At 71.6% G+C, this 24,829-nt stretch carries 24 protein-coding genes; 10 read left to right on the top strand and 14 right to left on the bottom strand.

Features of this window, described 5'->3' with window-relative positions:
- The first annotated feature begins 48 nt into the window (after positions 1–48).
- From ACIHFB_RS07745 to ACIHFB_RS07725, 5 genes are all read left to right on the top strand, one after another.
- A complete protein-coding gene (locus tag ACIHFB_RS07745) occupies positions 49–870 on the top strand; it encodes a helix-turn-helix transcriptional regulator (RefSeq protein WP_365279569.1) in 822 nt (273 codons plus the stop codon).
- Between the two features lie 28 nt (positions 871–898).
- Positions 899–1,252 carry a cytidine deaminase gene (locus tag ACIHFB_RS07740; protein ID WP_365279014.1) on the top strand — a complete coding sequence of 118 codons (354 nt, stop codon included), beginning with the start codon at positions 899–901 and terminating at the stop codon, positions 1,250–1,252.
- A gap of 211 nt (positions 1,253–1,463) precedes the next feature.
- Complete coding sequence (locus tag ACIHFB_RS07735; protein ID WP_400125856.1) at positions 1,464–1,934, top strand: hypothetical protein; 471 nt, start codon at positions 1,464–1,466, stop codon at positions 1,932–1,934.
- Positions 1,935–2,121: 187 nt separating this feature from the next.
- Positions 2,122–3,441 (top strand): beta-xylosidase, encoded by a 1,320-nt coding sequence (locus tag ACIHFB_RS07730; protein WP_400125854.1) that lies wholly within the window; start codon positions 2,122–2,124, stop codon positions 3,439–3,441.
- Positions 3,442–3,496: 55 nt separating this feature from the next.
- Positions 3,497–4,507 (top strand): WxL protein peptidoglycan domain-containing protein, encoded by a 1,011-nt coding sequence (locus ACIHFB_RS07725; RefSeq protein WP_365279022.1) that lies wholly within the window; start codon positions 3,497–3,499, stop codon positions 4,505–4,507.
- Here the strand turns inward: ACIHFB_RS07725 and ACIHFB_RS07720 are convergent.
- Entirely contained in the window at positions 4,401–4,739 is a 339-nt protein-coding gene (locus ACIHFB_RS07720; RefSeq protein ID WP_400125851.1) for a P-II family nitrogen regulator, read from the bottom strand. The genes ACIHFB_RS07725 and ACIHFB_RS07720 overlap by 107 nt on opposite strands.
- A 159-nt stretch (positions 4,740–4,898) precedes the next feature.
- Here ACIHFB_RS07720 and era point away from each other — a divergent pair, with 159 nt between their 5' ends.
- Entirely contained in the window at positions 4,899–5,849 is a 951-nt protein-coding gene (era, locus tag ACIHFB_RS07715; protein ID WP_400125849.1) for a GTPase Era, read from the top strand.
- Between the two features lie 371 nt (positions 5,850–6,220).
- Here era and ACIHFB_RS07710 read toward each other — a convergent pair whose 3' ends face one another.
- The 3 genes from ACIHFB_RS07710 to ACIHFB_RS07700 form a co-directional block, all read right to left on the bottom strand.
- Positions 6,221–7,333 (bottom strand): PfkB family carbohydrate kinase, encoded by a 1,113-nt coding sequence (locus tag ACIHFB_RS07710; RefSeq protein WP_365279031.1) that lies wholly within the window; start codon positions 7,331–7,333, stop codon positions 6,221–6,223.
- 63 nt (positions 7,334–7,396) lie between these two features.
- On the bottom strand, positions 7,397–8,686 hold the full coding sequence (locus ACIHFB_RS07705; RefSeq protein ID WP_400125847.1) for a glucarate dehydratase family protein: 1,290 nt from the start codon (positions 8,684–8,686) through the stop codon (positions 7,397–7,399).
- Positions 8,683–9,630, bottom strand: a complete 948-nt coding sequence (locus ACIHFB_RS07700; protein WP_400125845.1) for a 5-dehydro-4-deoxyglucarate dehydratase — start codon at positions 9,628–9,630, stop codon at positions 8,683–8,685. The genes ACIHFB_RS07705 and ACIHFB_RS07700 overlap by 4 nt, the downstream gene beginning before the upstream one ends.
- Before the next feature lie 104 nt (positions 9,631–9,734).
- Between ACIHFB_RS07700 and ACIHFB_RS07695 the strand changes: the two genes are divergently transcribed.
- Entirely contained in the window at positions 9,735–10,517 is a 783-nt protein-coding gene (locus ACIHFB_RS07695; RefSeq protein WP_365279040.1) for an IclR family transcriptional regulator, read from the top strand.
- A 234-nt stretch (positions 10,518–10,751) separates the two neighbouring features.
- Complete coding sequence (locus tag ACIHFB_RS07690) at positions 10,752–12,125, top strand: MFS transporter (protein ID WP_400125843.1); 1,374 nt, start codon at positions 10,752–10,754, stop codon at positions 12,123–12,125.
- On the opposite strand, the gene ACIHFB_RS07685 is transcribed toward ACIHFB_RS07690, so the two are convergent.
- From ACIHFB_RS07685 to hrcA, 10 genes are all read right to left on the bottom strand, one after another.
- A complete protein-coding gene (locus ACIHFB_RS07685; RefSeq protein WP_365279046.1) occupies positions 12,054–13,046 on the bottom strand; it encodes an adenosine deaminase in 993 nt (330 codons plus the stop codon). The genes ACIHFB_RS07690 and ACIHFB_RS07685 overlap by 72 nt on opposite strands.
- 20 nt (positions 13,047–13,066) lie before the next feature.
- Complete coding sequence (locus tag ACIHFB_RS07680; RefSeq protein WP_365279049.1) at positions 13,067–13,972, bottom strand: ribonuclease Z; 906 nt, start codon at positions 13,970–13,972, stop codon at positions 13,067–13,069.
- Positions 13,973–13,978: 6 nt separating this feature from the next.
- Positions 13,979–14,332, bottom strand: a complete 354-nt coding sequence (locus ACIHFB_RS07675) for a histidine triad nucleotide-binding protein (protein ID WP_365279052.1) — start codon at positions 14,330–14,332, stop codon at positions 13,979–13,981.
- A gap of 82 nt (positions 14,333–14,414) precedes the next feature.
- Positions 14,415–17,627 (bottom strand): S41 family peptidase, encoded by a 3,213-nt coding sequence (locus ACIHFB_RS07670; protein WP_400125840.1) that lies wholly within the window; start codon positions 17,625–17,627, stop codon positions 14,415–14,417.
- A 178-nt stretch (positions 17,628–17,805) separates the two neighbouring features.
- On the bottom strand, positions 17,806–18,315 hold the full coding sequence (locus ACIHFB_RS07665) for a hypothetical protein (protein ID WP_365279058.1): 510 nt from the start codon (positions 18,313–18,315) through the stop codon (positions 17,806–17,808).
- Between the two features lie 125 nt (positions 18,316–18,440).
- Positions 18,441–18,833: a VOC family protein gene (locus ACIHFB_RS07660; protein ID WP_365279061.1), complete on the bottom strand. Its 393-nt coding sequence runs from the start codon at positions 18,831–18,833 to the stop codon at positions 18,441–18,443.
- A 17-nt stretch (positions 18,834–18,850) separates the two neighbouring features.
- Entirely contained in the window at positions 18,851–19,588 is a 738-nt protein-coding gene (locus tag ACIHFB_RS07655; RefSeq protein ID WP_400125838.1) for a 16S rRNA (uracil(1498)-N(3))-methyltransferase, read from the bottom strand.
- The gene (locus ACIHFB_RS07650) at positions 19,585–20,673 is read right to left on the bottom strand and encodes a nitronate monooxygenase (RefSeq protein WP_365279067.1); all 1,089 of its coding nucleotides are present in this window, start codon (positions 20,671–20,673) and stop codon (positions 19,585–19,587) included. Before ACIHFB_RS07650 ends, ACIHFB_RS07655 begins: the two co-directional genes overlap by 4 nt.
- 247 nt (positions 20,674–20,920) lie before the next feature.
- On the bottom strand, positions 20,921–22,060 hold the full coding sequence (gene dnaJ, locus ACIHFB_RS07645) for a molecular chaperone DnaJ (RefSeq protein ID WP_365279070.1): 1,140 nt from the start codon (positions 22,058–22,060) through the stop codon (positions 20,921–20,923).
- Positions 22,061–23,077 (bottom strand): heat-inducible transcriptional repressor HrcA, encoded by a 1,017-nt coding sequence (gene hrcA, locus ACIHFB_RS07640; protein ID WP_365279072.1) that lies wholly within the window; start codon positions 23,075–23,077, stop codon positions 22,061–22,063.
- Positions 23,078–23,239: 162 nt separating this feature from the next.
- Here hrcA and ACIHFB_RS07635 point away from each other — a divergent pair, with 162 nt between their 5' ends.
- A complete protein-coding gene (locus ACIHFB_RS07635) occupies positions 23,240–23,965 on the top strand; it encodes an MBL fold metallo-hydrolase (RefSeq protein WP_400125835.1) in 726 nt (241 codons plus the stop codon).
- Positions 23,966–23,999: 34 nt separating this feature from the next.
- Positions 24,000–24,806 (top strand): DUF3097 domain-containing protein, encoded by an 807-nt coding sequence (locus ACIHFB_RS07630; RefSeq protein ID WP_365279078.1) that lies wholly within the window; start codon positions 24,000–24,002, stop codon positions 24,804–24,806.
- Positions 24,807–24,829 lie beyond the last annotated feature (23 nt).

The raw sequence follows: 24,829 nt of genomic DNA, 5'->3' as shown, positions 1-24,829 counted from the left end.
ACCGAGTCGGGCAGGGCACATCGACGGCGCGAACTGCGCGAGTTCCTGATGAGCCGACGGGCCCGGGTCTCCCCCGCCGAGGCGGGCCTGCCCGACGGCGGTGCGCGGCGCCGTACGCCAGGACTGCGCCGCGAGGAGGTCGCCGTGCTCGCCGGAGTGGGCGCCTCCTGGTACCAGTGGCTGGAGCAGGGCCGGGACATCTCCGTCTCGCCGCAGGTCATCGACGCCGTCGCCCGTGTGCTGCGGCTCAGCAACACCGAGCGGCGCCATCTGTACATCCTGGCCGGGCTCAACCCGCCCGTGCCCGAGGTCGATCCCCAGCAGCGGGACATGTGCGAGGGGCTGCGGCGGCTCATCGACGCCTGGCAGCCGTATCCGGCCCACATCGTGGACATGTACTACAACTGCGTGATGTACAACGACGCGGCCGCGGCGGTGCTCGGCATGCGGCAGGGGATCACCCAGAACTGCGTCGTCGACTTCTTCACCGACCCGCTGTACCGGTCGCGGTCCAAGAGCTGGGAGCGAAACGCCCGTACGGTCGTCGCCCAGTTCCGGGCGGCGTGCTCGGCCTGTCCCGACGATGAGGGATTTCAAGCCGTGCTGGCCGAAGTGAAGGCGGCGAGCGCGGAGTTCACGGCGCTGTGGGAGCAACGGGACATCGAGGACGCCGGGCAGATCCGCAAGGAGCTGGACCATCCGGTGGTGGGGCTGCTGGTGGTCGAGTCGACACAGATGAAACTGCCGGCCCGGCCCGACCTGACCGTCGTGCTGCACACTCCGCTGGACGAGGCGAACAGCGCGGCCAAGCTGGAGTGGCTGGCCTCGCCGGAGGGGCGGCGCGGGGCGATGTACCCCGTGGCGGGATGAGCGGGCGGGTTCTTCGTATGCTCAGGTCATGACCGACAGCAGCGCGCTCGACCCCGAGGACCGCAAGATCGTCACCCTGGCCCGTTCCGCGCGGGCCCGCAACGGCGTGCCCGAGGGGGCGGCCGTACGGGACGAGACCGGCCGTACCTATGTCGCCGGGACCGTCGCCCTCGACTCCCTGAAGCTGAGCGCGTTGCGGACGGCGGTGGCCATGGCGGTGGCGTCCGGGGCGAAGTCGCTGGAGGCGGCGGCCGTGGTCACGCAGGCCGAATCGGTGCCGGCCGAGGACCGGGCGGCGGTGGCGGACCTCGGCGGACCGGGGACGCCGGTGTTGGTGGCGGGTCCTGACGGCACGGTGCGGACCACTGTGACCGCAGGCTGAAAATAGTCGTTTTCAGAGTCGTCCGGAATTCGTCCTTGCCGACCCGCGTCTCACACGCATCAATGGGACCGGTAGTTCCGACGGACCGTCAGATTCCTCCCCCCACCCCCCACCGAGCGTCCCGCACCGCGCGCGTCGACGGCCCCGTCGGGCTCTCCCACATCCATCCCCACATGGCATTCCCAGATACGGGAAGGGAGCCGGATTCCCCATGAAACGCATAGCAACGGGTGCGGCACTGACAGTCGGGGCCCTCGCGGTCACCGGCCTGGCCTTCGCCCCAGCCGCCCTCGCCGTCACGCCGGAGACGGCGACGCTCAACGCCGACTGCGGCAGTTTCGGCGGTGGCGAGGCCTCGCTCACCGCCACGCAGAGCGACACGTCGGCGACCATGACCCTCAAGTCGTCCGCCGTCACCGCGCCGATCGCGTTGGGTGAGGACTCGATCCAGTCCACCCTCACCCTCGTGAAGGCGAGCGGCGGCACCACCACCTTCACCGCCACGGAGAACCCCGCCATGGCGGCCGGCGACGACGTCCAGGTCGGTCCGCTCCCCGGGACCGTGGCCTCGGGCGACAGTCTGGAGGCGTTCGGCGGATCGCTGACGATGTCGGTCTTCGGCATCACCATCACCTGTACGGCGACCGGGCCGCAGTCGCCGGGTCCGTTCGTGTTCGACTGACAGTCGGCAGCGAGCGGTAGCCGAAGGATCGTCAGTTCCTGCGAGGCACACAGGAACTGACGATCCATCAGTTCTTTTCGGCATCTCCATTGACTTCTCACGCGTTCCCCACATCAATGCCCCCAGCGGGCGCGGGAGTTCAGCCGTCGCGCCCGCATCCTCAGCCATTGCTCAGGAGGGGGCACCCATGGCTACGAGAGCCCGAAGACGCCGCTGGTCGTCGCTGCTCGGGGCGACCGCCATCGCGGTCACCGGGGGTGGCGCGCTGGCCTGTCCGGCCGACGCCGCGCCCACGAACGTGGACTTCGCCACGCACTGCATCCCGCCCGACATCGCGGGCATCCCGCCGATCGACGGCACCACGACGGCCAACGTCTCGGTGGACAACGCCAGTCCGGAGGTCGGCGACACCGTCACCGTGACCTACACCGTCGTCAAGCCCGCCGCCAACAACCCCACCGCCATCGCCCTGCCGGCCGACATCATGACGCCCACCGGCAAGGTCACCCTCGGTGGGGCGCAGACCGGTGCGGTGACCGTCGCCGGGCCGAAGAAGAACGACCCGGTGCCGGGCAACGGCGCCTTCCCGTCGTTCTCCATGACCGGCACCTTCAGGGTCACCGCGGCCGGAGCGATCACGCTCTCGCCCGGCGACTACAACATCCACACCAGCTACATCCTCGAACTGGACACACCCTGCACGGTGATCACCCCGCCCGCGCCGGTCTCCGAGACGATCACGGCCACGGACGGCAACCCCACCAACAACCGTGCCATCTCGCTGGGTTCGGCCTCCGGCGACCCGGGTGACAGCGTCGCCGTCAGCGGCAGCGACTTCACACCGGGTGCGGCGGTCACCCTGGCCGGGCGGGCCGGGGACACCCAGACCGCGGACACGGCCACGGTGACGGCCGGCCCGGACGGCTCCTTCAGCGGCTCGCTCGTCGTCAACGACAAGACCACGACCGGTGTGGTGGCGTACGAGGGAAGCGCGTGGAACGCGGAGAAGGGAGCCGGGCCCGCCGCGTACGTCGTCAACGACACCACGCCCGTACCGGACGGCAGTCAGAAACTGACGACCACCGTGCAGGCGGGGACGCTGTCCATGTCCCAGGCCGGGGACTCGGTGCGGCTGTCGGCGGTCGACTTCGGCGAGGGCGGGGCGTCGAGCGGTGCGCTCCAGACCGTCACGGTCGAGGACTTCCGGGGCGGGCCCGCCGGCTGGTCCCTCACCGGCAAGGTCACCGACTTCACCGGGCCGGGCGCCAGGATCGACGCCGGGAAACTGAAGTGGAACCCCGCCTGCGCCACCGAGGCGGGCAGCCCGAGCACCTGCCAGGCCGGTTCCGCGGGCACGGTCGGCATCGCGGGCGCGACGCTGGCATCGACCCCCAACGGCACGCTCACCGGCGGTGAGTTCACCGTCGACGCCGGACTGTCGCTGGACGTACCGGCGTTCACGCCGCCGGGCTCGTACGCCGGTGTGCTCACCCTCACGCTCAGCTGACCGTACGGGCGTCCGCACCCGCCCGGTCTCCTCATCCACGTGGGGGTCCGCACCCATGCGCAAGCTCTACGTCCTCCTCCTGGGGCTGTTCCTCGCCGTCCTCCCCGCGCCCGCGCACGGGGCCGACAACGGCAGCTGGTCGGTCTACCCGGCCGCCTCCGCGATGGCGGCACGCCCGTACTTCTACCTCTCCGCCGACCCCGGGACGACCGTCGAGGACAAGGTCGTCGTCGCCAACAAGACCGGGGAGCCGCTGACCTTCCGGCTGTACGCCGCCGATGCCTACAACACCGCGCGCGACGGCGGGTTCGCCGTGCGGACGGTCGCGGAGAAGCAGCGCGGCGTCGGAGCGTGGGCCAGGCCCGCCCGGTCCCGGGTGACCGTCCCCGCACACGGCAAGGTCACCGTCCCCTTCACGCTCCGTGTGCCCGAGGGCGCCGAACCCGGCGACCACCCGGGCGCGTTGGTGGCCCTCGACGAACAGATCGACCAGGGCGACGGCTCACTCGCCCTCGGTGTGCAGCGGGCCGTCGCCGCCCGCGTCTACCTCCGCGTCGGCGGTCCCACCCTCCCCGCGATCACCGTCGAGGACGTCCGTATCACCCACCACCAGCCCCTCGTCCCGGGCCTCGGCGACAGCACGGCGACGATCTCCTACACCCTGCGCAACACCGGCAACGTCACCCTGAACCCGAAGGTGGAGCTGCGTGCGAAGGGCCTCTTCGGCCGCACCCTGCTGGCCCGCGACCTGTCGAGGATCCCCACGGAACTGCTTCCCCGCCAACGCGTCCACCTCACCGAGCCCTGGTCCGGCGCACCCCAACTCGACTGGGGCGACGTGACGTTGACGGCGAGCGCCCAGGACGCCCGCGAGTCGGCAAGCGCGTCGTTCTTCGCGCTGCCGTGGCTGGTGGGCGTGGTGCTGCTGGTCGTGGCGGTCGTCGGGGTCGTGCTCGTGATCAGAGCGCGTCGGGGCCGCGCTCGCCCGTCCGCACTCGTACGATCGTCTCCACGGGCAGCGCCCACACCTTCCCGTCGCCGATCTTCCCCGTCTGCGCGGCCTTGACGATCGTGTCGATGACGGCTTCCGAGTCGGCGTCCTCGACGACGACCTCGATACGGACCTTCGGCACCAGGTCGACCTGGTACTCGGCGCCGCGGTACACCTCGGTGTGGCCGCGCTGACGGCCGTAGCCGCTGGCCTCGGTGACGGTCAGGCCGTGCACGCCGAGTTCCTGGAGCGCGGTCTTGACCTCGTCGAGGCGGTGCGGCTTGACGATCGCGGTGATCAGCTTCATGCCTGGCTCGTGACCTTCTGGGCGGAGGGGACGGGGGCGCGCGGACCGGGGCGCCGTGGCCCAGGACGCCGTGATCGTATGCCGTCTCGGCGCGCACCGTAAGGGAGCGGGGCGTGCGCTGGTGCGGCGGGGGCCTGTGGATCAGGGAGAATGGGCGCCATGAGCGTTCGCACCCAGTCATCCGAGCCGTCCGAGGCCACACACCGCGCCGGCTTCGCCTGCTTCGTGGGCCGCCCCAACGCGGGCAAGTCCACCCTGACGAACGCTCTGGTCGGCCAGAAGGTGGCGATCACCGCGAACCAGCCGCAGACCACGCGGCACACGGTGCGGGGCATCGTGCACCGGCCCGACGCGCAGCTGATCCTGGTGGACACCCCGGGGCTGCACAAGCCGCGCACGTTGCTCGGCGAGCGGCTGAACGACATCGTCCGCACCACCTGGGCCGAGGTCGACGTGATCGGCTTCTGTCTGCCGGCGAACGAGAAGCTCGGCCCCGGTGACCGGTTCATCGCGAAGGAACTGGCGTCCATCAAGAAGACGCCGAAGATCGCGATCGTCACGAAGACGGACCTCGTCGACAGCAAGACGCTGGCCGAGCAGCTCATCGCGATCGACCAGCTCGGCAAGGAACTCGGTTTCGAGTGGTCGGAGATCGTGCCGGTGTCGGCGGTCGCGGACCAGCAGGTGGACCTGCTGGCCGACCTGATCGTCCCGCTCCTGCCGGAGGGCCCGGCCCTCTACCCCGAGGGCGACCTGACCGATGAACCGGAGCAGGTCATGATCGCCGAGCTGATCCGCGAGGCCGCGCTGGAGGGCGTCCGCGACGAGCTGCCGCACTCCATCGCCGTGGTCGTCGAGGAGATGCTGCCCCGCGAAGGCCGCCCCGCCGACAAGCCGCTCCTCGACATCCACGCCTTCGTCTACATCGAGCGCCCCAGCCAGAAGGGCATCATCATCGGCCCCAAGGGCAAGCGCCTCAAGGACGTCGGCATCAAGTCCCGCAAGCAGATCGAGGCCCTCTTGGGCACACCGGTCTTCCTGGACCTGCACGTGAAGGTGGCGAAGGACTGGCAGCGGGACCCCAGGCAGCTGCGGAAGCTGGGCTTCTGAGCCGAGGGGACCGGGTAGGCCGGGTGCGCCATGACAGGCGCCGGAATCACGGCGCTACCGGGCACGCCTGGCCACACGGCGGCAGCCGCGCATCGATGCAGCCTCGACCTGCACGTGAAAGGTGGCTGAGGACTGGCAGCGGGACCCCAGGCAGCTGCGGAAGCCGGGCTTCTGAGCCGAGGGGACCGGGTAGGCCGGGTGCGCCATGACAGGCGCCGGAATCACGGCGCTACCGGGCACACCGGGCCACACGGCGGCAGCCGCGCATCGATGCAGCCTCGACCTGCACGTGAAAGGTGGCCAAGGACTGGCAGCGGGACCCAGGCGGCTGCGGAAGCCGGGGATCTGATTTTCGGTGTCTTGCGCCTTCATCAGGCCGGGCCGCGGAAGCCGATCGTCGGTACCGCGCGGGCCAGGGGCCAAGGGCGGGTCGGGGCCTCGGGGACCAGGGGCTGAAGGAACGCGTAGCGCTGGAGGGCCGCCTGGTCCTGGCCCTCCAGGGAACGCACCTCGCGCCACCAGGTGGCGATCTCGGTCCAGCCTGGGGCCGACAGGGAGCCGCCGAACTCCTGGACGGACAGGGCGGCGGTGAGACCGGCGAAGGCGAGGCGGTCGGCGAGGGACCAGCCGGCCAGGGTGCCGGTGACGAAGCCGGCCACGAAGACGTCCCCGGCGCCGGTCGGGTCGAGGGCCTCCACGGCGATCGCGGGGACCTCGGCGGTCTCGCCGGTGCGCCGGTCGACGGCGTAGGCGCCCTCTTTGCCGAGGGTGACGACGGCGAGCGGTACGTGCTCGGTGAGGGCGTGGGCGGCCTCGCGAGGGCAGGTGGCGCCGGTGTAGCGCATGGCCTCGTCCGCGTTCGGCAGGAACGCCTCGCAGTACTTGAGGTCGGACAGGCCCGCCAGGTCCCAGGCGCCGGTGTCGTCCCAGCCGACGTCGGCGAAGATACGGGCGCCCTTGCTCGCGGCCTGGGCGACCCAGACGTCGGGCTTGCCCGGGGTGAGCGAGGCGATGGCGGCACGCGCGCGGGGCGGGCAGTCCGGCGCGGGCTCCTCCGGGGGCGGCTCGTGGCCGTGGGAGACCATCGTGCGCTCGCCCTCGTACGCCATGGAGACGGTGACCGAGGAGTGCCAGCCGGGCACCGTGCGCGACGGGGACAGGTCGATGCCCTCGCCGTGCGCGAGGGCATCCCAGCAGTACTCGCCGTAGTGGTCGTCACCGAACGCCGCGGCGAGGGACGTCTTCAGGCCGAGGCGGGCCAGCGCCGTCGCCATGTTGGCGACGCCGCCGGGGCTGGAACCCATCCCCCGCGCCCAGGACTCGGTGCCGCGCACGGGGGCCGAGTCGAGGCCGGTGAAGATGATGTCGAGGAAGACCGTGCCGGTGAGATACACGTCCCAGGGCGGATCGTCGGGCCTGCGCAGAGCGGCCAAGGGGTCGATCTGGGCCTGGCAGTGGTGTCCCTCTCCGTTGGACGCGATCACGGTGCGCTCCCTGACATGGTGCGGATCAGGCCAGTCTGCCTCACACCACTGACAGAGCGCGCGCTACCAGCGAGGCACCGCCGGAGTCACCCACTCCGGCTCGACGACCCGCATCGCCGCCGCGTCGTCGCGCTCGCGCAGCGCACCGTCGTCGTCGAGCCACCGCCGGTGCAGGAACGCCAGCCGGTCGTGGTCGAGTTCGATGCCCAGGCCGGGGGCGTCGGAGACGGCGAGCCTGCCGCCCTCGAACACCAGGCGCTCGGTGAGCACGTCCTCCGACTGCCAGGGGTAGTGGGAGTCGCAGGCGTGGTGAAGGTCGGGGACGGTGGACGCGACATGGGTCATCGCGGTCAGCGAGATCCCCAGGTGGGTGTTGGAGTGCATGGACACCCCGACACCGAACGTGCGGCAGATGGCGGCCAGTTGCTGGGTGTTCCGCAGCCCGCCCCAGTAGTGGTGGTCGGAGAGGACGACCTGCACGGCATCCCGGGCGAACGCCTCCTTGATCTCGGCGAACGTCGTCACGCACATGTTGGTGGCGAGCGGTACGTCGGTCCCCGCGGAGACCTCGGCCATCGCGGGCGTGCCGAGCGCGGGGTCCTCCAGGTACTCCAGGACGTCCCCGAGTTCCTTCGCCACCTTCAGCGAAGTCTCCACGGACCAGGCCCCGTTGGGGTCGAGGCGCAGCGGATGCCCGGGGAAGGCCTCCGCGAGGGCGCGTACGGCGGCGACCTCCTCGTCGGGCGGGAAGACACCGCCCTTGAGCTTGAAGGAGGTGAAGCCGTACCGCTCCTTGAACTTCCGCGCCTGCTCGACGACCCCGGCCGGGTCGACGGCGGCACCCCAGTCGTCCTTCTCGGCCGCGACGCCCTCGGGATGGCCGGCCCACTTGTAGAAGAGGTACGCGCTGTACTCGACGGCGTCCCGCACCTTGCCGCCGAGCAGCGCGTGCACGGGCAGCCCGAGCGCCTTTCCTAGTGCGTCCAGACAGGCCACCTCGAAGCCGGAGACGACGGACAGCCGCAGCTTGTCGGCGGTCTGGACGCCGCGCAGCCCGCCGACGTCGACCTGGCCGGAGACCCGTGACTGATCGACGGAGACCTCGTCGGCGACCGTGAACAGGCCGTTCAGATCGGAGACCGGCCGGCCGATCAGCTTCTCGGCGAAGGGCCGGGCCAGCTCCAGGTACTTCGTGTCGCCGTACGTCTCGCCGACTCCCGTGATCCCGTCGGCCGTCACGACCTCCACGATCAGCCGGGGCGTGTACGGCTGGTGGACGCCCTGGGTGTTCAGCAGGGGCGGGTCGGCGACGAGGATCGGCGTCAGCCGTACGTCGGTGATGGCGAGGTTCACAGTGCTGCTCCTACGAGGTCGAGTCCGGTGACGAGCAGGGTCCTGAGGTCGGCCAGGTCCGCGGCCGACGGGTCGGTGAGCGGAGCGCGGACGGGTCCCACAGGTCGGCCGCGCAGCCGGGCCGCCGCCTTCACCAGCGACACGGCGTACCCGGGGACACGGTCACGGAGTTCGACGAGCGGGACGTAGAAGTCGCGCAGCAGCTTGTCCACGGTGGCGTCGTCGCCGTCCCGCAGGGCCTCGAAGAAGGCGTTCGCGATCTCGGGGGCGAAGGCGTGGACGGCGGAGGAGTAGGCGGGGACGCCGACGGCGGCGTAGGCGCGGGCCTGGATCTCGGCGGTGGCGGCGCCGTTGAAGAAGAGGAAGTCCTCGGGCGCGGCGAGCGTGAGGCGCTGGAGCCGGTCGAGGTCGCTGTGGCCGTCCTTGAGGCCGATGACGCCGGGGATCTCCGTGATCCGCCTCAACGCGTCCACTCCGAAGGCGACTTGGCCCCGCTGGTAGGCGATCAGCGGCAGCCGGGTGCGGGCGGCGAGCTGCTCCAGCTGGGCGACCAGCCCGTCCTGCGGAGCGGCGACGAGGTAGTGCGGCAGCACGAGCAGGGCGTCGGCGCCGGCCTCCTCGGCGATCCGCGCGAAGCGAGCGGCCTGCGCCCAGCCGTAGCCGACCCCCGCGACGACGGGCACGTGCCCCGCCGCCTCCTCGACCGTGACGGTCACGACCGTCCGGTACTCGTCCTCGTCCAGCGAGAAGAACTCGCCGGTGCCGCAGGCGGGGAAGACGGCACCGGGAGCGCCGGCCAGCTGGGCGGCGACATAGGCCCGGAAGCCGTCGGGGTCGAGGGAGCCGTCGTCGTGGAGGGAGGTCAGCGGGAAGGACAGCACACCGCCCGTCATACCGTCGCGCAGTCGCTTGGTCACGGCCTCCGTGTCCGGTGCGCCGCCCATCACATCATCTCCCCATGTAGATGTCATCCACGTATGAAGACAGAGATTAGATACGCGAACAGGGACCGTCAATGGTTCCGACCGCCGCGGATTACGATCGGCCCATGTCAGAGACAGGGGGCGTCCGCGAGGTGAAGTCCGCGGCGCGAACGGTCGAGTTGCTGGAAGTGCTGGCCGCGCGCGGTGACCGCCCGGCCCGGCTCCAGGAGCTGGCGGACGAGCTGGAGGTGCCGCGCAGCTCCATGTACGCGCTCCTGCAGACCCTGATCTCCCGCGGCTGGGTGCGCACGGACGTCACCGGCTCCCTCTACGGCATCGGCATCCGCGCCCTGCTCACCGGCACCAGCTACCTCGACTCCGACCCGCGCGTGAGGGTCGTACGCCCCTATCTGGACGAGGCGTCCCAGGCGCTCGGCGAGACGATCCATCTGGGCCGGCTGGACGGCCGGGACGTGGCGTATCTGGCGACGCGCGAGTCGCACGAATACCTGAGGACGATCAGCCGGGTCGGGCGGCGGCTGCCGGCGCACGTGGGCGCGCTCGGCAAGGCGCTGCTGGCCGAACGGCCGGACGCCGAGCTGCCGGAAGGGCCGTACGAGGCCCGCACACCCAACACGCACACCGCCCGGGAGTCCTTGGCGGCCGACCTCGCGGAGGTCCGCACCCGCGGTTACTCGATCGACCGCGAGGAGGGCGTCGCGGGCATCGTCGGTTTCGGCTTCGCGCTGCGGTACGACTCCCCCGCCCAGGACGCGATCAGCTGCTCGGTGCCTGTCGCCCGGCTGACGCCCGAGCACGAGGGGCAGATCGTCGCGGTGATGCGGGAGATCCGGGCGAAGATCGAGACGGTCGTGCCGTCGGGGGCCGGGGCGGTGCACTGGCGTTAGCCGGCGCACCGGGCGTGCCCGCGGGGGCCGCCCGTTCACCTGGGCTTTCCGGCGTGGAGGCGCTCGTTTACCCGGCATTCCCACCACCAAACAGAACGTGCCTCAGATCACACCCCCCGGGCTTCTTTCCCGAACCGCGTGCTTGATACAAATTGCCCGCGCGTTCCTGTCCGTCGACGGTCGTCGCCCAATCCCCCTGTTGAGCCGCTCCTTTCGCATGCCCTGGGAACGCCCGTGTTCGCCCGCACCACCACGCCCTGGCCCCCTAGGGCCTGCCCACAGGCCCTAGTCGCCCTTTTCACGGCCGGGTACCTCGCCCCGTACCTCCTCCCGACCACCGTCGGCAGGCTCGACTCGGGACTCGCCCTCTCCACCACCCAGGCGGGCGCCATCGGCAGTGCGCTGCTGCTGAGTTCGGCGGCGGCGGGCTTCCTGCTCGCCTCCCGCGTCGACCGCATCGGCCCGCGCACCCTCGCCCGTCTCGGCCTCGCCCTCGCCGCCGGCGGCTACGGCGGGGCCACGCTCACGCACGCAGTCCCGGCCGTCGTCGCGGGCGCGGTCGTCGGCGGTTTCGGGTCGGGTACGGTCACCGCCGTCGCCGCCACCGGGATCGCCGGCCGGCCCGACCCGCACCGCGTCACCACGCTCGGGCTGCTCGGCGTCTCCGCGCTCGCGGGCGCCGTGTATCTGACGGTCCCGCACCTCGGTCCCGGGCACGGTCAGCCGCTTGCCGCCCTCGCGCTCACAGCTCTGGCGGTATGGCCCGTGACCACCCGACTCCCGAACGAGTCGGGCCCCGAACCGACGACCGGACCCGAGAAGCCTCCGCTCCCCCACCGGCGCTCCGGCCTCGTCCTCGCCGCCACCCTGCTGTGCTGGTCCCTCGCCCAGAACTCCCTCTGGGGCGTCAGCGGCCGCATCGGCCTGACCCAGGCGCACCTCTCCGAAGTCACCGTCGGCGCGGTGTTCGCCGTGGCGCTGGGCGCGGGACTGCTCGGGGTGGTCGGGGCGAGCGCACTGGGCCCCCGTCTCGGGCTCGCCCTGCCGATCGGCGCCGGTACGGCCGTCATCGCCGGCTGCATCGTGCTCAGCGCGTCCGCGACCGACCTGACGACCTTCGCGACCGGCGAGATCGCCTGGAACACGCTCTACCCGATCGTCCTGTCGTACGTCATCGGTCTCGCCGCCTCCCTCGACCCACGCGGCCGTTGGGCAGTCCTGGTCGGCTCCGCGTCCTCACTGGGCACGGCGGCGGGCCCGCTGGCGGGGAGCGTGCTGTCGGCGCAGGCGGGGTTCCCGGCGATGGGCGCGATGCTCGCCATCGGCCTGCTCGTCATCGCCGCGCCGATGACGGCGGTCGCGCTCCACGTCGGGCGCTCGCGGGTGCCGGAGATCGTCGAGATCCCGCTGGACACGCTGCCCGCAGTCCCGGCCCAGCGCAGCGGGACCGGTGAACACCGGTGGGGTACAGCGCCCCGTCAGGGGCGCGGGGAACTGCGCGACCAGCCCCCACCGGCCGGCACGGAACCAAACTGCTCAGCCGAACTCGTACGCCTCGACCTCCGCGAGATACCCCGCGCGCCGCTCCTCGTCGTGCTCCAGGAATGACGCGAGGAACGAGTTGCGGGCCAGCTCACGCAGCCGTTCCTCGCCAAGGCCCAGCGCCGAGCGCACCGCGTCGAAGTTGTCTTCCACATAGCCGCCGAAGTAGGCCGGGTCGTCGGAGTTGACCGTGCACAGCAGCCCGGCGTCGAGCATCGCGGGGAGCGGGTGGTCGCCGAGGACATCGACCGTGCGCAGCCGGACGTTCGACAGCGGGCACAGGGTCAGCGGCACGCGATCTCGCACCAGCCGCTCGACGAGTGCCTCGTCCTCCATGCAGCGCAGCCCGTGGTCGATCCGCTCGACTCCCAGCAGATCCAGGGCCTCGACGATGTACGACGGCGGCCCCTCCTCCCCCGCGTGCGCGACGCGCCGCAGCCCCAGCCCCGCCGCCGCCTCGTACACCTCGCGGAACTTCGCCGGCGGATGCCCGACCTCGGCGGAGTCGAGTCCGATGCCGACGATCCGGTCGAGGTACGGCCTGGCCGCCTGAAGGGTCGCCATGGCCGACTCGGCGGGCTGGTCGCGCAGGAAGCACATGATCAGCTGCGTGGAGACCCCGTGCGTCTCCTCGCTGCGCTCCAGCGCACGGGACAGCCCCTCGACGACCGTCCCCATCGCCACCCCCCGGGCGATATGGGCCTGCGGGTCGAAGAAGATCTCCGCATGCCGCACACCCTGCGCGGCGGCGCGGGCGAGATAGGCGTCGGCGAGATCCTCGAAGTCCTGTTCCGTCCGCAGGACGGCCATGAGCTCGTAGTACAGGTTCAGGAACGACTGGAGATCATCGAAGAGGTACGCCTTGCGCAGCTCTTCGGTGTCGGCGTACCGGAGCTCGACGCCGTTGCGCGCGGCGAGCTCGAAAGCCAGCTCGGGCTCCAGCGTGCCTTCGATATGGAGGTGCAGTTCTGCTTTGGGGAGGGGCATCGAAATATCGTACGGGCGTCTTACCGACGTTTCGGAACCGGCACTCGCAGTAGATCGTGCGCCACGGTCAGCTCCCCCTCGAACCCGGCCGCCCGCGCCTGCCGCTCGAATTCTTCGGGGTCGGTGTACCGCTGGCTGAAGTGGGTGAGCACGAGATGCCGTACGCCGCTCTCCTTGGCCACCCGCGCCGCGTGACCGGCCGTCAGATGACCGTGGTCCACGGCGAGTCGCTCGTCCTCGTCGAGGAACGTGGACTCGATGACGAGCAGGTCGCAGCCCTCGGCGAGGGCGTACGCCCCCTCGCACAGCCGGGTGTCCATGACGAACGCGAACCGCTGTCCGCGCCGGACCTCGCTGACGTCCTCCAGCGACACGCCGCCCAGGGCCCCCTCGCGCTGGATCCGGCCGACGTCCGGGCCCTTGATGCCGTGCGCGGCGAGCCGGTCGGGGAGCATACGGCGGCCGTCGGGTTCGACGAGGCGGTAGCCGTAGGACTCGACGGGGTGGGAGAGCTTGCGGGCTTCCAGCGTGTAGGCGGGCGCCTCGGCGAGCACGCCGTCGGCGGCCACGGGTGCCTGGGTGAGCGGGACCGTCTCCCGGTAGGCGGTGGCGTACCGCAGCCGGTCGAAGAAGCGCTGCCCGGACTTCGGGTAGTGGGCGGTGATCTCGTGCGGAACCTGGTCGAGGTTGATGCGCTGGATGACACCGGCGAGGCCCAGCGAATGGTCCCCGTGGAAGTGGGTGACACAGATCCGGTTCAGGTCGTGCGCGGCGACCCCGGCGCGCAGCATCTGGCGCTGGGTGCCCTCGCCGGGGTCGAACAGGATGCCCTCGCTGTCCCAGCGGAGCAGATAGCCGTTGTGGTTGCGGTGCCGGGTCGGGACCTGGCTGGCCGTGCCGAGGACCACCAATTCACGTACGGACACGGCGAGTTACCCGGGCGGCCACTGCATGCCGCGACCGCCGAGGACATGGGCGTGGGCGTGGAAGACGGTCTGGCCGGCGCCGGTGCCGGTGTTGAAGACGATGCGGTAGCTCTCCAGCTTTTCCTCGTCGGCCACCGCCTTGGTCTCACGCAGTATGTCCGCGGCGAGTTCGGGTGCGGCGGTGGCGAGTTCGGCGGCGTTCGCGTAGTGGGCCTTGGGAATCACCAGGACATGGCTGGGCGCCTGGGGGTTGATGTCACGGAAGGCGACCGTGGTCTCCGTCTCTCGGACGATCGTCGCCGGGATGTGCCCCTCGGCGATCTTGCAGAACAGGCAGTCGTCCTGCGGCTCCCCAGCCATGGTCCCTCCGGAGGTTGGGCGGCGGTTTACACGGTGCATCGTATCGTCGTCGGGTGCGGGTGGTCCGTGGCCGGTCGCGCCCCTAGGCGGGCAGGCTCGGCGGAGTTTTCGCCGGCCGTTCCTCCAGTGCCGCCAAGGCCAGCCGCACCGCCTCGTCCAGCTGGACGTCCCGGCCCGCCGCGTAGTCCTGCGGGCGCTGCACGACCTCCACGTCCGGATCCACCCCGTGGTTCTCCACGCCCCAGCCGTAGTTCTCCAGCCAGAACGCGTACTTGGGCTGGGTGACGAGCGTGCCGTCGACCAGTCGGTAGCGGTTGTCGATGCCGATGACGCCGCCCCAGGTGCGGGTGCCCACCACCGGGCCGATGCCGAGCGCCTTGATCGCGGCGTTGACGATGTCGCCGTCGGAACCTGAGTACTCGTTGGCGACGGCGACGACGGGGCCGCGCGGGGCGTCCTCGGGGTAGCTGTAGGGCCGCATGCCGCGCGGGGACGCCCAGCCGACGATGCGCCGGGCGAGCTTCTCGACGACCAGTTGGGAGGTGTGGCCGCCCCGGTTCTCACGGACGTCGACGATCAGCCCCTCCCGGGCGACCTCCACCCGGAGGTCGCGGTGGATCTGGGCCCAGCCCGGCGCCTGCATGTCGGGCACGTGGAGGTAGCCGAGTCGGCCGCCGGAGCGTTCGTGGACGTAGGCCCGCCGGTCGGCGACCCAGGCGTGGTAGCGGAGCGGCTCCTCGTCGGCGACCGGGACGACCACGGCGTGCCGGGGCTCGCCGCCGCCGGAGGGCGACACCGTCAGCTCGACCGGCTTGCCGGCCGTACCGACGAGGAGGGGGCCGGGTCCGGTCACCGGGTCGACCGGGACGCCGTTCACCGCCACGATCGCGTCTCCTGCCCGCACCGCCACGCCGGGTGCGGCGAGCGGTGCGCGGGCCTGCGGGTCGGACGTCTCCGAGGGCAGGATCCGGTCGATGCGCCAGCTGCCGTCCGGGCCGCGGGAGATGTCGGCGCCGAGCAGCCCCTGCCGGTCCCCGCCGTGGCCGCCGCGCGGCATGACGTACGCGTGCGAGGTGCCCAGCTCGCCGTGCACCTCCCACAGCAGGTCGACCAGGTCGTCGTGGGTGGCGACCCGGTCGAGGAGGGGGCGGTAGCGGTCGAGGACGCCGGTCCAGTCGACGCCGCTGAGGTCGGGACGCCAGAAGTTGTCCCGCATGATGCGGCCGTTCTCCTCGTACATCTGCCGCCACTCGGCCGCCGGGTCGACGGTCTGGCGTACCCGGCCGAGGTCGACGGTGATGTTGCTGTCGCTGTCGTCGTCGTTCCCGGCGCGCCGATCGCTGGGGACGACCTTCAGCTTGCCGTCGGTCCACAGCAGGACCCGCTTGCCGTCGCCGCTGACCCTGAAGTGGTCGGCGTCGTCCGCGAGATGCTCCACGCGCCGCTGGACGAGGTCGTACCGCTCCAGCTCGGACTTCGGGTCGGGGTCGTCCGGGTTGGCCCGGGTGGCGCCCAGCGCCCCGCGCACCGGGTGGCGCAGCCACAGCACGCCGTCCTTCGCGGCGCGCAGGCCGGAGTAGCGGGCGGCCTCGACCGGGAACGGCACGATCCGGTCGGCGAGGCCCTCCAGGTCGACGCGGGTGGTCGGGGCGCCCTCGCTGTCCGGGGTCTCGTCCTTGTCCGGCGCGTCGAAGGGGCGGCCGTGCCGCTGCGGGCCGAACGGCGACGGGGTCGTCGCGGCCAGCGTGATCAGGTGCGGGCGGGCGCCGACCACGAACGCCAGGTCGAAGACGTGCTCGTCGTAGACCGGGTCGAAGGAGCGCGTCGACAGGAAGGCGAGGTGCTTGCCGTCGAGGGTGAAGGCGGGCGCGTAGTCCTGGAAGCGCAGCGGGGTCGCCTCGGTGACCGACAGGTCGGTGGTGTTGGCGAGCTTGAGCTGGCGCAGCGGGCGCGGGCCGGGGTGCGACCAGGCCAGCCACGCGGAGTCCGGTGAGAAGACCAGGCCGGAGGCGTCGCCGTCCTCGCTGCGGTCGACCTCGCGCACCTCGCCCGTCTCGCGTTCGACGAGCAGGACGCGTCCGTCGTGCGAGGCCACGGCGGCGCGGCTGCCGTCGGGCGCCATCGCGAGGGCGAGGACGCGGCCGAGCTGCCCGGCGGCGAGCCGGCGCGGGGTCGCGCCCGGCGCGAGTCCGGTCGCCGGGGCGAACTCCAGGGCGTCGTCGCCCTCGGCGTCCGTCACCCACACCACCCACTCCTCGCCGTCCGCGCGGAAGGTGCGCGGCAGCCGGGCCCGTACGCCGGGCTCGGCGGCGAGGGCGCGGGCCGGGCCCGAGCGGTGGGTGACCCAGTGCACGGCGCCGCGCACGGCGACCGCGCTGCCGCGCGCGGTGTGGTCGGGAGAGGCCGACCCGAACCAGCGGGCCGCGTTCACCGGGTACGGCTGCCGGTCGGTGCGCTGCCCGCCCAGCCGGATGTCGAGCTTGCGCGGCTCGGCGCCGTCGAGGTCGTCCAGGACCCAGAGTTCACCGGCGCAGGAGTAGACGACACGGGTGCCGTCACCGGAGGCGTGCCGGGCGTAGAAGCCCTCGACCGGAGTGTGCCGCCGTAGCTCCGAACCGTCGGCGAGGGAGGAGTACAGCGCCCCGACGCCCTCGTGGTCGGAGAGGAACGCGATCCGCTCGCCCGCCCACACCGGGAACTCGATGTTGCCGTCGAGATCCGAGTGCAGCCGGACGAACTCGCCGGCACCTTCGTCACCTTCGGCGGACCGGTCGATCCACAGCTTCCCCGCCGTACCGCCCCGGTACCGCTTCCACCAGGCCGCCTCCCGGCCCATGGGCGAGGAGAGCAGCACGGCGTTCGGGCCGTAGGCGACATGGCCGACCCAGCCGTACGGCAGGACGGTCGACGGTCCGCCGTCGAGCGGGACGGCGTGCGCCCAGCTGCGGCGGAGGTTGGCCTGGCCATGGGTGGTGACGGCGAGGACCTGGCCGTCGGGGGTCCAGCCGCGCACCTGGGTGCGCGAACTGCCCCAGTACGTCAGGCGCTTGGCGGGACCGCCGTCGACGGAAGCGATGTGCACCTCGGGGGCGCCGTCGCGGGTGGAGGTCCACGCCACCGTCGTCCCGTCGGGCGAGATACGCGGCAGGGTGACCGGCACATTGTCGGCGCTGACCCGCCAGGCCCGGCCGCCGTCGAGGGGCGCGAGCCAGACGTCGTCCTCGGCGGTGAAGGCGACCAGGTCGCCGTGCAGGTGCGGGAAGCGGAGATACGCAGCGGATGCAGGCTCTGTCACCCGATCACCCTATGCAGGGCCGGCGCCACTGGACAGACCTTTGGATCACTTGCCCACCGTGAACGGGCCCGGCGGCTCGGCAGCGCCCCCGAAGGGGCGCGGGGAACTGCGCGACCAGCCACGACGCACCCGCAGACGAAAAACAACACATCACGGCACCACCCGCGGAGCGCTCCGCTTACTTGCCCTCGGGCCAGCAGTCCGGCTGCTCCTTGCACCACAGGGTCTTGGTCTCGGTGACCGTGACCGTGGCCCCGGGCTGCTGCGGGTTGTTGACCGGCGGGGTGTTCACCGCGTCGCAGTCGCCGAGCCCCTCGACGTGGAACCACTCCTTGCCGTCGATCTTGGCGGTGAGGTCTCCGCGTACGCACTTGCCGTTGACCGCGCGGGTCACCTTGCCGGTGACGGTGATGTCCTGGCCCTGGTCGGTGCGCCCCTGGCAGTCGACGGTGGCGACGGTGTTCGCGGTCGGGGTCGAACTTCCCGGCGTATTGGCCTTGTTGCCGTCGTCGAACGTGGCCGTACAGCTGAGCCAGCTCACGTTCGCGTGCTGCCGTTCCAGTTCCTTGGTGACGGTCTGGTCGGTCGTGTACGCCACCGTCGCGGAACTCAGCCCGGCCGGATCACAGGCGACCGCGGTGCCGACGGCGACCACGACGATCCCCGCCACGGCAGCCGTCCGCTGCATACGCGGGCGATCCCAAACCCGCCTCAATGCCCCCATGGACGGCAGCCTCCCACTGTCCCGGCCGACGCGGAAGGGCGCATACGGCCACTCACGCCACCGTCGAGTCACAGTCGAGTGACGCCGCCTCAGGTATGCAGCAGCAACCACTCCTGAAGCTCGACGAGGTTGCCCTCCGGGTCCTTGAGGTGGGCGACCCGCAGGCGGGCCGTCGTGTGGGTCGGGCCGTGGAGGAGGGTGGCGCCGCGGGCGGTGATGCGGTCGCAGTACGTGTCCAGGTCGTCGACGCGCAGGACGACCAGGGAGCGATGGCCCGTGGCGGTGTCACCCAGCTCACCGAGGACCTCGGCCATCATCGCCCGGTCCTGGAGCGCGATCCCCGCGGCGCCGGTCGCGGGACTGAACTTCTCGTACGGGCCCTCGGTCGCCCCCGACTGCGGCTTGAGGCCGAGGACGTCGGCGTAGAAGCGGTAGCAGGTGGCGAAGTCGGTGACGAGCAGTCGTACTTGGGCGAGTTCCATGACCCACTCCCGGGTGTTCAGGACCACCGGCCGGTTCGGCCGAGGAGCAGGGCCGCCGCCGCGGTCCCGGCGGTGGACGTACGCAGCACACTGGGCCCGAGCCGGTACGCCCGCGCACCGGCCTCCTCGAACAGCGCCAACTCCTCGGGAGCGACGCCCCCTTCGGGCCCCACGACCAACACGATCTCACCCTCGGCGGGGAGTTCGACACCGGCCAGCGGTTCCCTACCGCTTTCATGCAGTACGGCGGCGAAGTCGGCCTTCGCCAGAAGTGCCTCGACCTGCTTGGAGGTCGCCGCGTCCGCGACCTCCGGGAAACGCACCCGGCGTGACTGCTTGCCCGCCTCGCGCGCCGTCGCCCGCCACTTGGTCAGCGCCTTCAGGCCACGCTCGCCCTTCCACTGCGTGATGCAGCGGGAGGCCGCCCACGGGACGATCGCGTCCACGCCGACCTCGGTCATGGTCTCGACGGCGAGTTCACCGCGGTCGCCCTTGGGGAGGGCCTGGACGACCGTGATGCGGGGGGTCGCCTCCGGCTCCTCGCGTACCCCGTGCGGGCGGACGACGAGCCGGTCCTTGCCCTCGGCGGCGACCACCTCGCACTCGGCCCAGCGCCCGGCGCCGTCCGTGAGGACGACGGCCTCCCCGGCACGCAGCCGCTTCACGGAGACGGCGTGCCGTCCTTCGGGGCCGTCGAGCACGAACTCGGCCCCGACTCCCTGGAGTTGGTCGACGACGAAAACGGGGGCGGTCATCGTGCACCGCCGCCGGTGGGGGGAAAGGCCGACAACGCTGTCGTCGCGGCCTGGATCTCGGCGGCCAGCACCTCCACCAGCTGTCCGGCGGGCAGCTCGCGGGCCATCCGGTGGCCCTGTCCCGCCCACAGCGCCATGCCCTGCGCGTCGCCCGCCTTGGCGGCCGCCTTGCGCAGCGGCGAGGTGAGGTGGTGGATCTCCGGGTACGCGGCGGGCGCGTACGGGCCGTGCTCGCGCATGAAGCGGTTGACCAGACCGCGGGCCGGGCGTCCGGAGAACGCCCGCGTCAACTCCGTACGGACGAACAGGGGGTTGGTCAGCGCCTGCTTGTGCACGGCGTTGGCGCCGGACTCGGGCGTGGCGAGGAACGCCGTGCCGAGCTGGGCCGCAGCGGCGCCCGCGGCGAGGACGGCGGCGATCTGGCTGCCGCGCATCAGGCCGCCGGCGGCGACCAGCGGCAGCGACACGGTCTCCCGGACCTGCGCGATCAGCGACAGCAGGCCGATGCCACCGCCGTCCGTCTCCTGGACGTCCCGGTGGGTGCCCTGATGGCCGCCGGCCTCGACGCCCTGCACGACCACCCCGTCGGCACCGGCCCGCTGCACGGCGAGGGCCTCCTCGGCGGTGGTCGCGGTGACCAGGGTGAAGGTGCCGGCGCGGCGCAGGGAGTCCAGGACGTCCCGGCTGGGCACGCCGAAGTGGAAGGAGACCACCGGCACCGGGTTGTCGAGCAGGACGGCGAGCTTGACGTCGTAGCCGTCGTCGCGGCCACTCTCCGGGTCGCCGAGCTCCGTCTCGTACCAGGCGGCCTCGCCGGCCAGCTGGTGGGCGTAGACGTCGACGGCGGCCGGGTCCGCGTACTCCGGCTGCGGCATGAACAGGTTCACGCCGAAGGGGCGGCTCGTGATCCCGCGCAGCTGCTTGATCTCCTGGTACAGACCGTCGGCGGTCTTGTACCCGGCGGCCAGGAACCCGAGCCCGCCGGCCTCGGACACGGCGGCCGCGAGATGCGGGACGGAGACTCCGCCCGCCATGGGGGCCTGCACGATCGGATGAGGGAAGAGATCGGTCAGTGCGGAGGACATGACGGCATGTTGTCACGTCCTCCGAACAAGTCCGAATCCGGCCTTCCCCTCGGCATAGGCCAACGGCATCCCCGGACTAACGACCGTTGAAGGCATCCTTCAGCCGCGAGAACAAGCCCTGCTGCCCCGGCTGACTGTGCCTACCCGGGGGACGCTGCGTCCGATTGCCGCTACGCGGCGGGCCGGACCCCCGGCAGGCCTCCGGCCACCAACGTCAGCAAGTGGCCAGCCCCCTCCCCAAGCACCGTCAACGACCGTTGAAGGCATCCTTCAACCGCGAGAACAAGCCCTGCTGCCCCGGCTGGAACTGCCCCGTGGGCCGCTCCTCGCCGCGCAGCTTGGCGAGCTCGCGGAGGAGGCGTTCCTGCTCGGGGTCCAGCTTGGTCGGGGTGGTGACCTCGACGTGGACGATGAGGTCGCCGCGGCCGCCGCCCCGCAGATGCGTGACGCCCCGGCCGTGCAGCGGGATCGACTGGCCGGACTGGGTGCCGGGCCGGATGTCGACCTCCTCCATGCCGTCCAGGGTCTCCAGCGGGACCTTCGTGCCGAGGGACGCCGCCGTCATCGGGATGGTGACCGTGCAGTGCAGGTCGTCGCCGCGCCGCTGGAAGGTCGAGTGCGGCAGCTCGTGGATCTCGACGTACAGGTCACCGGCGGGACCGCCACCGGGGCCGACCTCGCCCTCGCCCGCGAGCTGGATACGGGTGCCGTTGTCGACGCCGGCCGGGATCTTGACCGTCAGGGTGCGACGGGAGCGGACCCGCCCGTCACCCGCGCACTCCGGGCACGGGGTCGGGACGACGGTGCCGAAGCCCTGGCACTGGGGGCAGGGGCGGGACGTCATGACCTGGCCCAGGAAGGACCGGGTGACCTGCGACACCTCACCGCGACCGCGGCACATGTCACACGTCTGGGCACTGGTCCCCGGCGCCGCGCCCTCGCCGTTGCAGGTCGAGCAGACGATCGCCGTGTCGACCTGGATGTCCTTCGTCGTACCGAAGGCCGCCTCGTCGAGCTCGATGTCCAGCCGGATCATCGCGTCCTGGCCGCGCCGCGTACGGGACCGCGGGCCCCGCTGGGACGCCGTACCGAAGAACGCGTCCATGATGTCCGAGAAGTTCCCGAAGCCGCCCGCGCCGAAGCCGCCCGCGCCACCGGCGCCGCCGGCCTGCGAGAGCGGGTCGCCGCCGAGGTCGTAGACCTGCTTCTTCTGCGGGTCCGACAGCACCTCGTAAGCGGCGTTGATCTCCTTGAACCGCTCCTGGGTCTTCGGATCGGGGTTGACGTCCGGGTGCAGCTCGCGTGCGAGCCGCCGGAAGGCCTTCTTGATCTCTTCCTGCGACGCGTCGCGGCGCACGCCGAGAACGGCGTAGTAGTCCGTGGCCACTTACGACTCCGCCAGGATCTGTCCGACGTACCGTGCCACTGCGCGTACCGCTCCCATCGTTCCCGGGTAATCCATGCGGGTCGGTCCGACCACGCCGAGCTTGGCGACTGCCTCGCCGCCCGAACCGTAGCCGACCGACACGACGGACGTGGAGTTGAGTCCCTCATAGGCGTTCTCATGACCGATGCGTACGGTCATGCCCGAATCCCCGGCCTCACCAAGCAACTTGAGGAGCACGACCTGCTCCTCCAGCGCCTCGAGCACCGGCCGGATCGTGAGGGGAAAGTCATGCCCGAAGCGGGTCAGATTGGCGGTGCCGCCGATCATCAGCCGCTCTTCGTTCTCCTCGACGAGGGTCTCCAGGAGGGTGGAGAGCACCGTCGAGACCGTACCGCGGTCCTCGACGTCGAAGCCCTCGGGCAGGTCCTCGACCAACAGCGGGACATCGGCGAACCGCCGTCCGGCGACCCGGCTGTTGAGCCGCGCGCGTAGATCGGCGAGAGATGCCTCCCCGAACGGCGCCGGACAGTCGACCATGCGCTGCTCGACCCGCCCGGTGTCCGTGATCAGCACGAGCATCACGCGCGCGGGGGCGAGCGAGAGCAGTTCCACGTGCCGCACGGTGGAGCGGGTGAGTGACGGGTACTGCACGATGGCGACCTGCCGCGTCAGCTGCGCCAGCAGCCGCACGGTCCGGGCCACCACGTCGTCGAGATCGACGGCGCCGTCGAGGAAGTTGTGGATGGCACGCCGCTCGGGCGCGCTCATCGGCTTGACGCCGGCCAGCTTGTCGACGAAGAGGCGGTAGCCCTTGTCCGTCGGAATCCGCCCGGCGCTGGTGTGCGGCTGGGCGATGAACCCCTCGTCCTCCAGGGCGGCCATGTCATTGCGCACGGTCGCCGGGGAGACACCGAGGTTGTGCCGCTCGGTGAGCGCCTTGGAGCCGACCGGCTCCTCCGTGCCGACATAGTCCTGGACGATCGCGCGCAGCACCTGAAGCCTGCGTTCACTCAGCACTGCGCACACCTCCAGAAGTCGTCCTCTCGGCGCCTCGCCTGGCACTCTTCACTTACGAGTGCCAGAGTTCCCCGGCCCAGTGTACGGCCGTGGGGTACGCCCCGGGCAAGGCCGGTCCTGCGACGTCGTGCTGCGACTCAGGGTCCCCGCTAGCGTCGCCCTATGAAGGTGACTTGGGAAGAGCTGGGGTGGGAGCCGCTGGCGGCCGGGGTGGGACGGTGTCGGCTGCCGGTGTGGGACTGCACGGTGGGGCTGGTCGTCGGGACGGGCGCGGCCCTGGTCATCGACGCGGGATCGAGCCTGGCGGAGGGCGCACGCGTGCGTGCCGGGGCCGAGGAGCTCGCCGGGCACCGTGTGACCCACCTCGCGCTCACGCATCCGCACTTCGACCATGTCTTCGGGGCGGCGGCGTTCGCGGGCGCGGAGCTGTACGCCGCCGTGGGCATCGACACCGTGTACACGCACGCCGGCCGCGAGGAGCTGCGCGCGGACGCCGTACGCCACGGTCTGGACGCCGGACCGGCGGACGAGGCCGTGGCGGCCCTCACGCCGCCCCGCCACCATGTCTCCGGCGAGTGGACCCTCGACCTGGGCAGCGGCCGTCAGGTCCTCCTCGCCAACGTCGGCCCCGGCCACACCGCGCACGACCTCGCCGTCCTCGTCCCCGGCGACCCCGAGGTGGTCTTCTGCGGCGACCTGGTCGAGGAGTCCGGCGAGCCGCAGGCGGGCCCGGACGCCGTACCGACGCACTGGCCCGCGGCCCTGGACCGGCTGCTGGATCTCGGCGGCGAGGACGCGCTGTACGTGCCCGGTCACGGAGCGGTGGTGGACGCGGCGTTCGTACGAGCGCAACGGAACGCCCTGGCGAGGGAATTCGGCGTGTCGTGACCGCGGCCCGCCGGCTTCTCCTATCGTCATCCGAATGCGCCAGTACTCTCGGGACCTGACCCCACCGTGGAAGAAGCCCAAGCCCGTCCCCGAGGTCCCCGCCGATCCCGGCCTGGTGGTCGAGGAGCCCGGCAGCGGTTTCTGCGGCGCGGTGATCCGCTGCGAGGCGGGCACGGTGACGCTGGAGGACCGCTTCGGCAAGCACCGGGTGTTTCCGCTGGAGCCGCGCGGGTTCCTGCTGGAGGGCCGAGTGGTGACGCTGGTGAAGCCCGCCGCCGGTCCGGTACGTCCCACCCGTACGGCCTCCGGCTCGGTCGCCGTCCCCGGCGCACGCGCGCGTGTCGCCCGCGCCGGGCGCATCTACGTCGAGGGCCGGCACGACGCGGAACTCGTCGAGAAGGTCTGGGGCGACGATCTGCGCATCGAGGGCGTCGTCGTGGAGTACCTGGAGGGCATCGACGACCTGCCCTCGATCGTGGCCGAGTTCGCACCGGGCCCGGACGCACGGCTGGGCGTGCTGGTGGACCACCTCGTGCCGGGCACGAAGGAGTGGCGCATCGCGGAGTCGGTGACGAGCGGGCACGCCCTGATCGTCGGCCACCCTTACATCGACATCTGGGAGGCCGTGAAGCCGTCCTCGCTGGGGATCGCGGGATGGCCGCGGATCCCGCACGGACAGGACTGGAAGACGGGGGTGTGCCGTGCGCTGGGTTGGCCGGAAAACACCGGTGCGGCCTGGCAGCGGATTCTGGGACGGGTGGGGTCCTATCGGGACCTTGAGCCGGAGTTGCTGGGGCGGGTGGAGGAGCTGATCGACTTCGTCACGGGGGGCGAGGGATAGCGCACGACGGGTGAAATACCGTT

It is taken from the genome of Streptomyces sp. NPDC051963 (genome assembly GCF_044593495.1).
In the GTDB taxonomy this organism is placed as follows: Bacteria; Actinomycetota; Actinomycetes; order Streptomycetales; family Streptomycetaceae; genus Streptomyces.
The sequence above is the reverse complement of the archived record's forward strand: the minus strand, read 5'-3'. Positions and strand labels throughout refer to the sequence as shown.

Coding starts and splice junctions, on each gene's coding strand:
- ACIHFB_RS07665 (WP_365279058.1), bottom strand. CDS start 18,315: ATGCAGCGGACGGCTGCCGTGGCGGGGATCGTCGTGGTCGCCGTCGGC.
- ACIHFB_RS07660 (WP_365279061.1), bottom strand. CDS start 18,833: ATGGAACTCGCCCAAGTACGACTGCTCGTCACCGACTTCGCCACCTGC.
- ACIHFB_RS07675 (WP_365279052.1), bottom strand. CDS start 14,332: ATGGCTGGGGAGCCGCAGGACGACTGCCTGTTCTGCAAGATCGCCGAG.
- ACIHFB_RS07635 (WP_400125835.1), top strand. CDS start 23,240: ATGAAGGTGACTTGGGAAGAGCTGGGGTGGGAGCCGCTGGCGGCCGGG.
- ACIHFB_RS07655 (WP_400125838.1), bottom strand. CDS start 19,588: ATGACCGCCCCCGTTTTCGTCGTCGACCAACTCCAGGGAGTCGGGGCC.
- ACIHFB_RS07695 (WP_365279040.1), top strand. CDS start 9,735: ATGTCAGAGACAGGGGGCGTCCGCGAGGTGAAGTCCGCGGCGCGAACG.
- era (WP_400125849.1), top strand. CDS start 4,899: ATGAGCGTTCGCACCCAGTCATCCGAGCCGTCCGAGGCCACACACCGC.
- ACIHFB_RS07725 (WP_365279022.1), top strand. CDS start 3,497: ATGCGCAAGCTCTACGTCCTCCTCCTGGGGCTGTTCCTCGCCGTCCTC.
- ACIHFB_RS07720 (WP_400125851.1), bottom strand. CDS start 4,739: ATGAAGCTGATCACCGCGATCGTCAAGCCGCACCGCCTCGACGAGGTC.
- ACIHFB_RS07685 (WP_365279046.1), bottom strand. CDS start 13,046: ATGCCCCTCCCCAAAGCAGAACTGCACCTCCATATCGAAGGCACGCTG.
- ACIHFB_RS07700 (WP_400125845.1), bottom strand. CDS start 9,630: ATGGGCGGCGCACCGGACACGGAGGCCGTGACCAAGCGACTGCGCGAC.
- ACIHFB_RS07745 (WP_365279569.1), top strand. CDS start 49: ATGAGCCGACGGGCCCGGGTCTCCCCCGCCGAGGCGGGCCTGCCCGAC.
- ACIHFB_RS07730 (WP_400125854.1), top strand. CDS start 2,122: ATGGCTACGAGAGCCCGAAGACGCCGCTGGTCGTCGCTGCTCGGGGCG.
- ACIHFB_RS07650 (WP_365279067.1), bottom strand. CDS start 20,673: ATGTCCTCCGCACTGACCGATCTCTTCCCTCATCCGATCGTGCAGGCC.
- ACIHFB_RS07740 (WP_365279014.1), top strand. CDS start 899: ATGACCGACAGCAGCGCGCTCGACCCCGAGGACCGCAAGATCGTCACC.
- ACIHFB_RS07735 (WP_400125856.1), top strand. CDS start 1,464: ATGAAACGCATAGCAACGGGTGCGGCACTGACAGTCGGGGCCCTCGCG.
- ACIHFB_RS07630 (WP_365279078.1), top strand. CDS start 24,000: ATGCGCCAGTACTCTCGGGACCTGACCCCACCGTGGAAGAAGCCCAAG.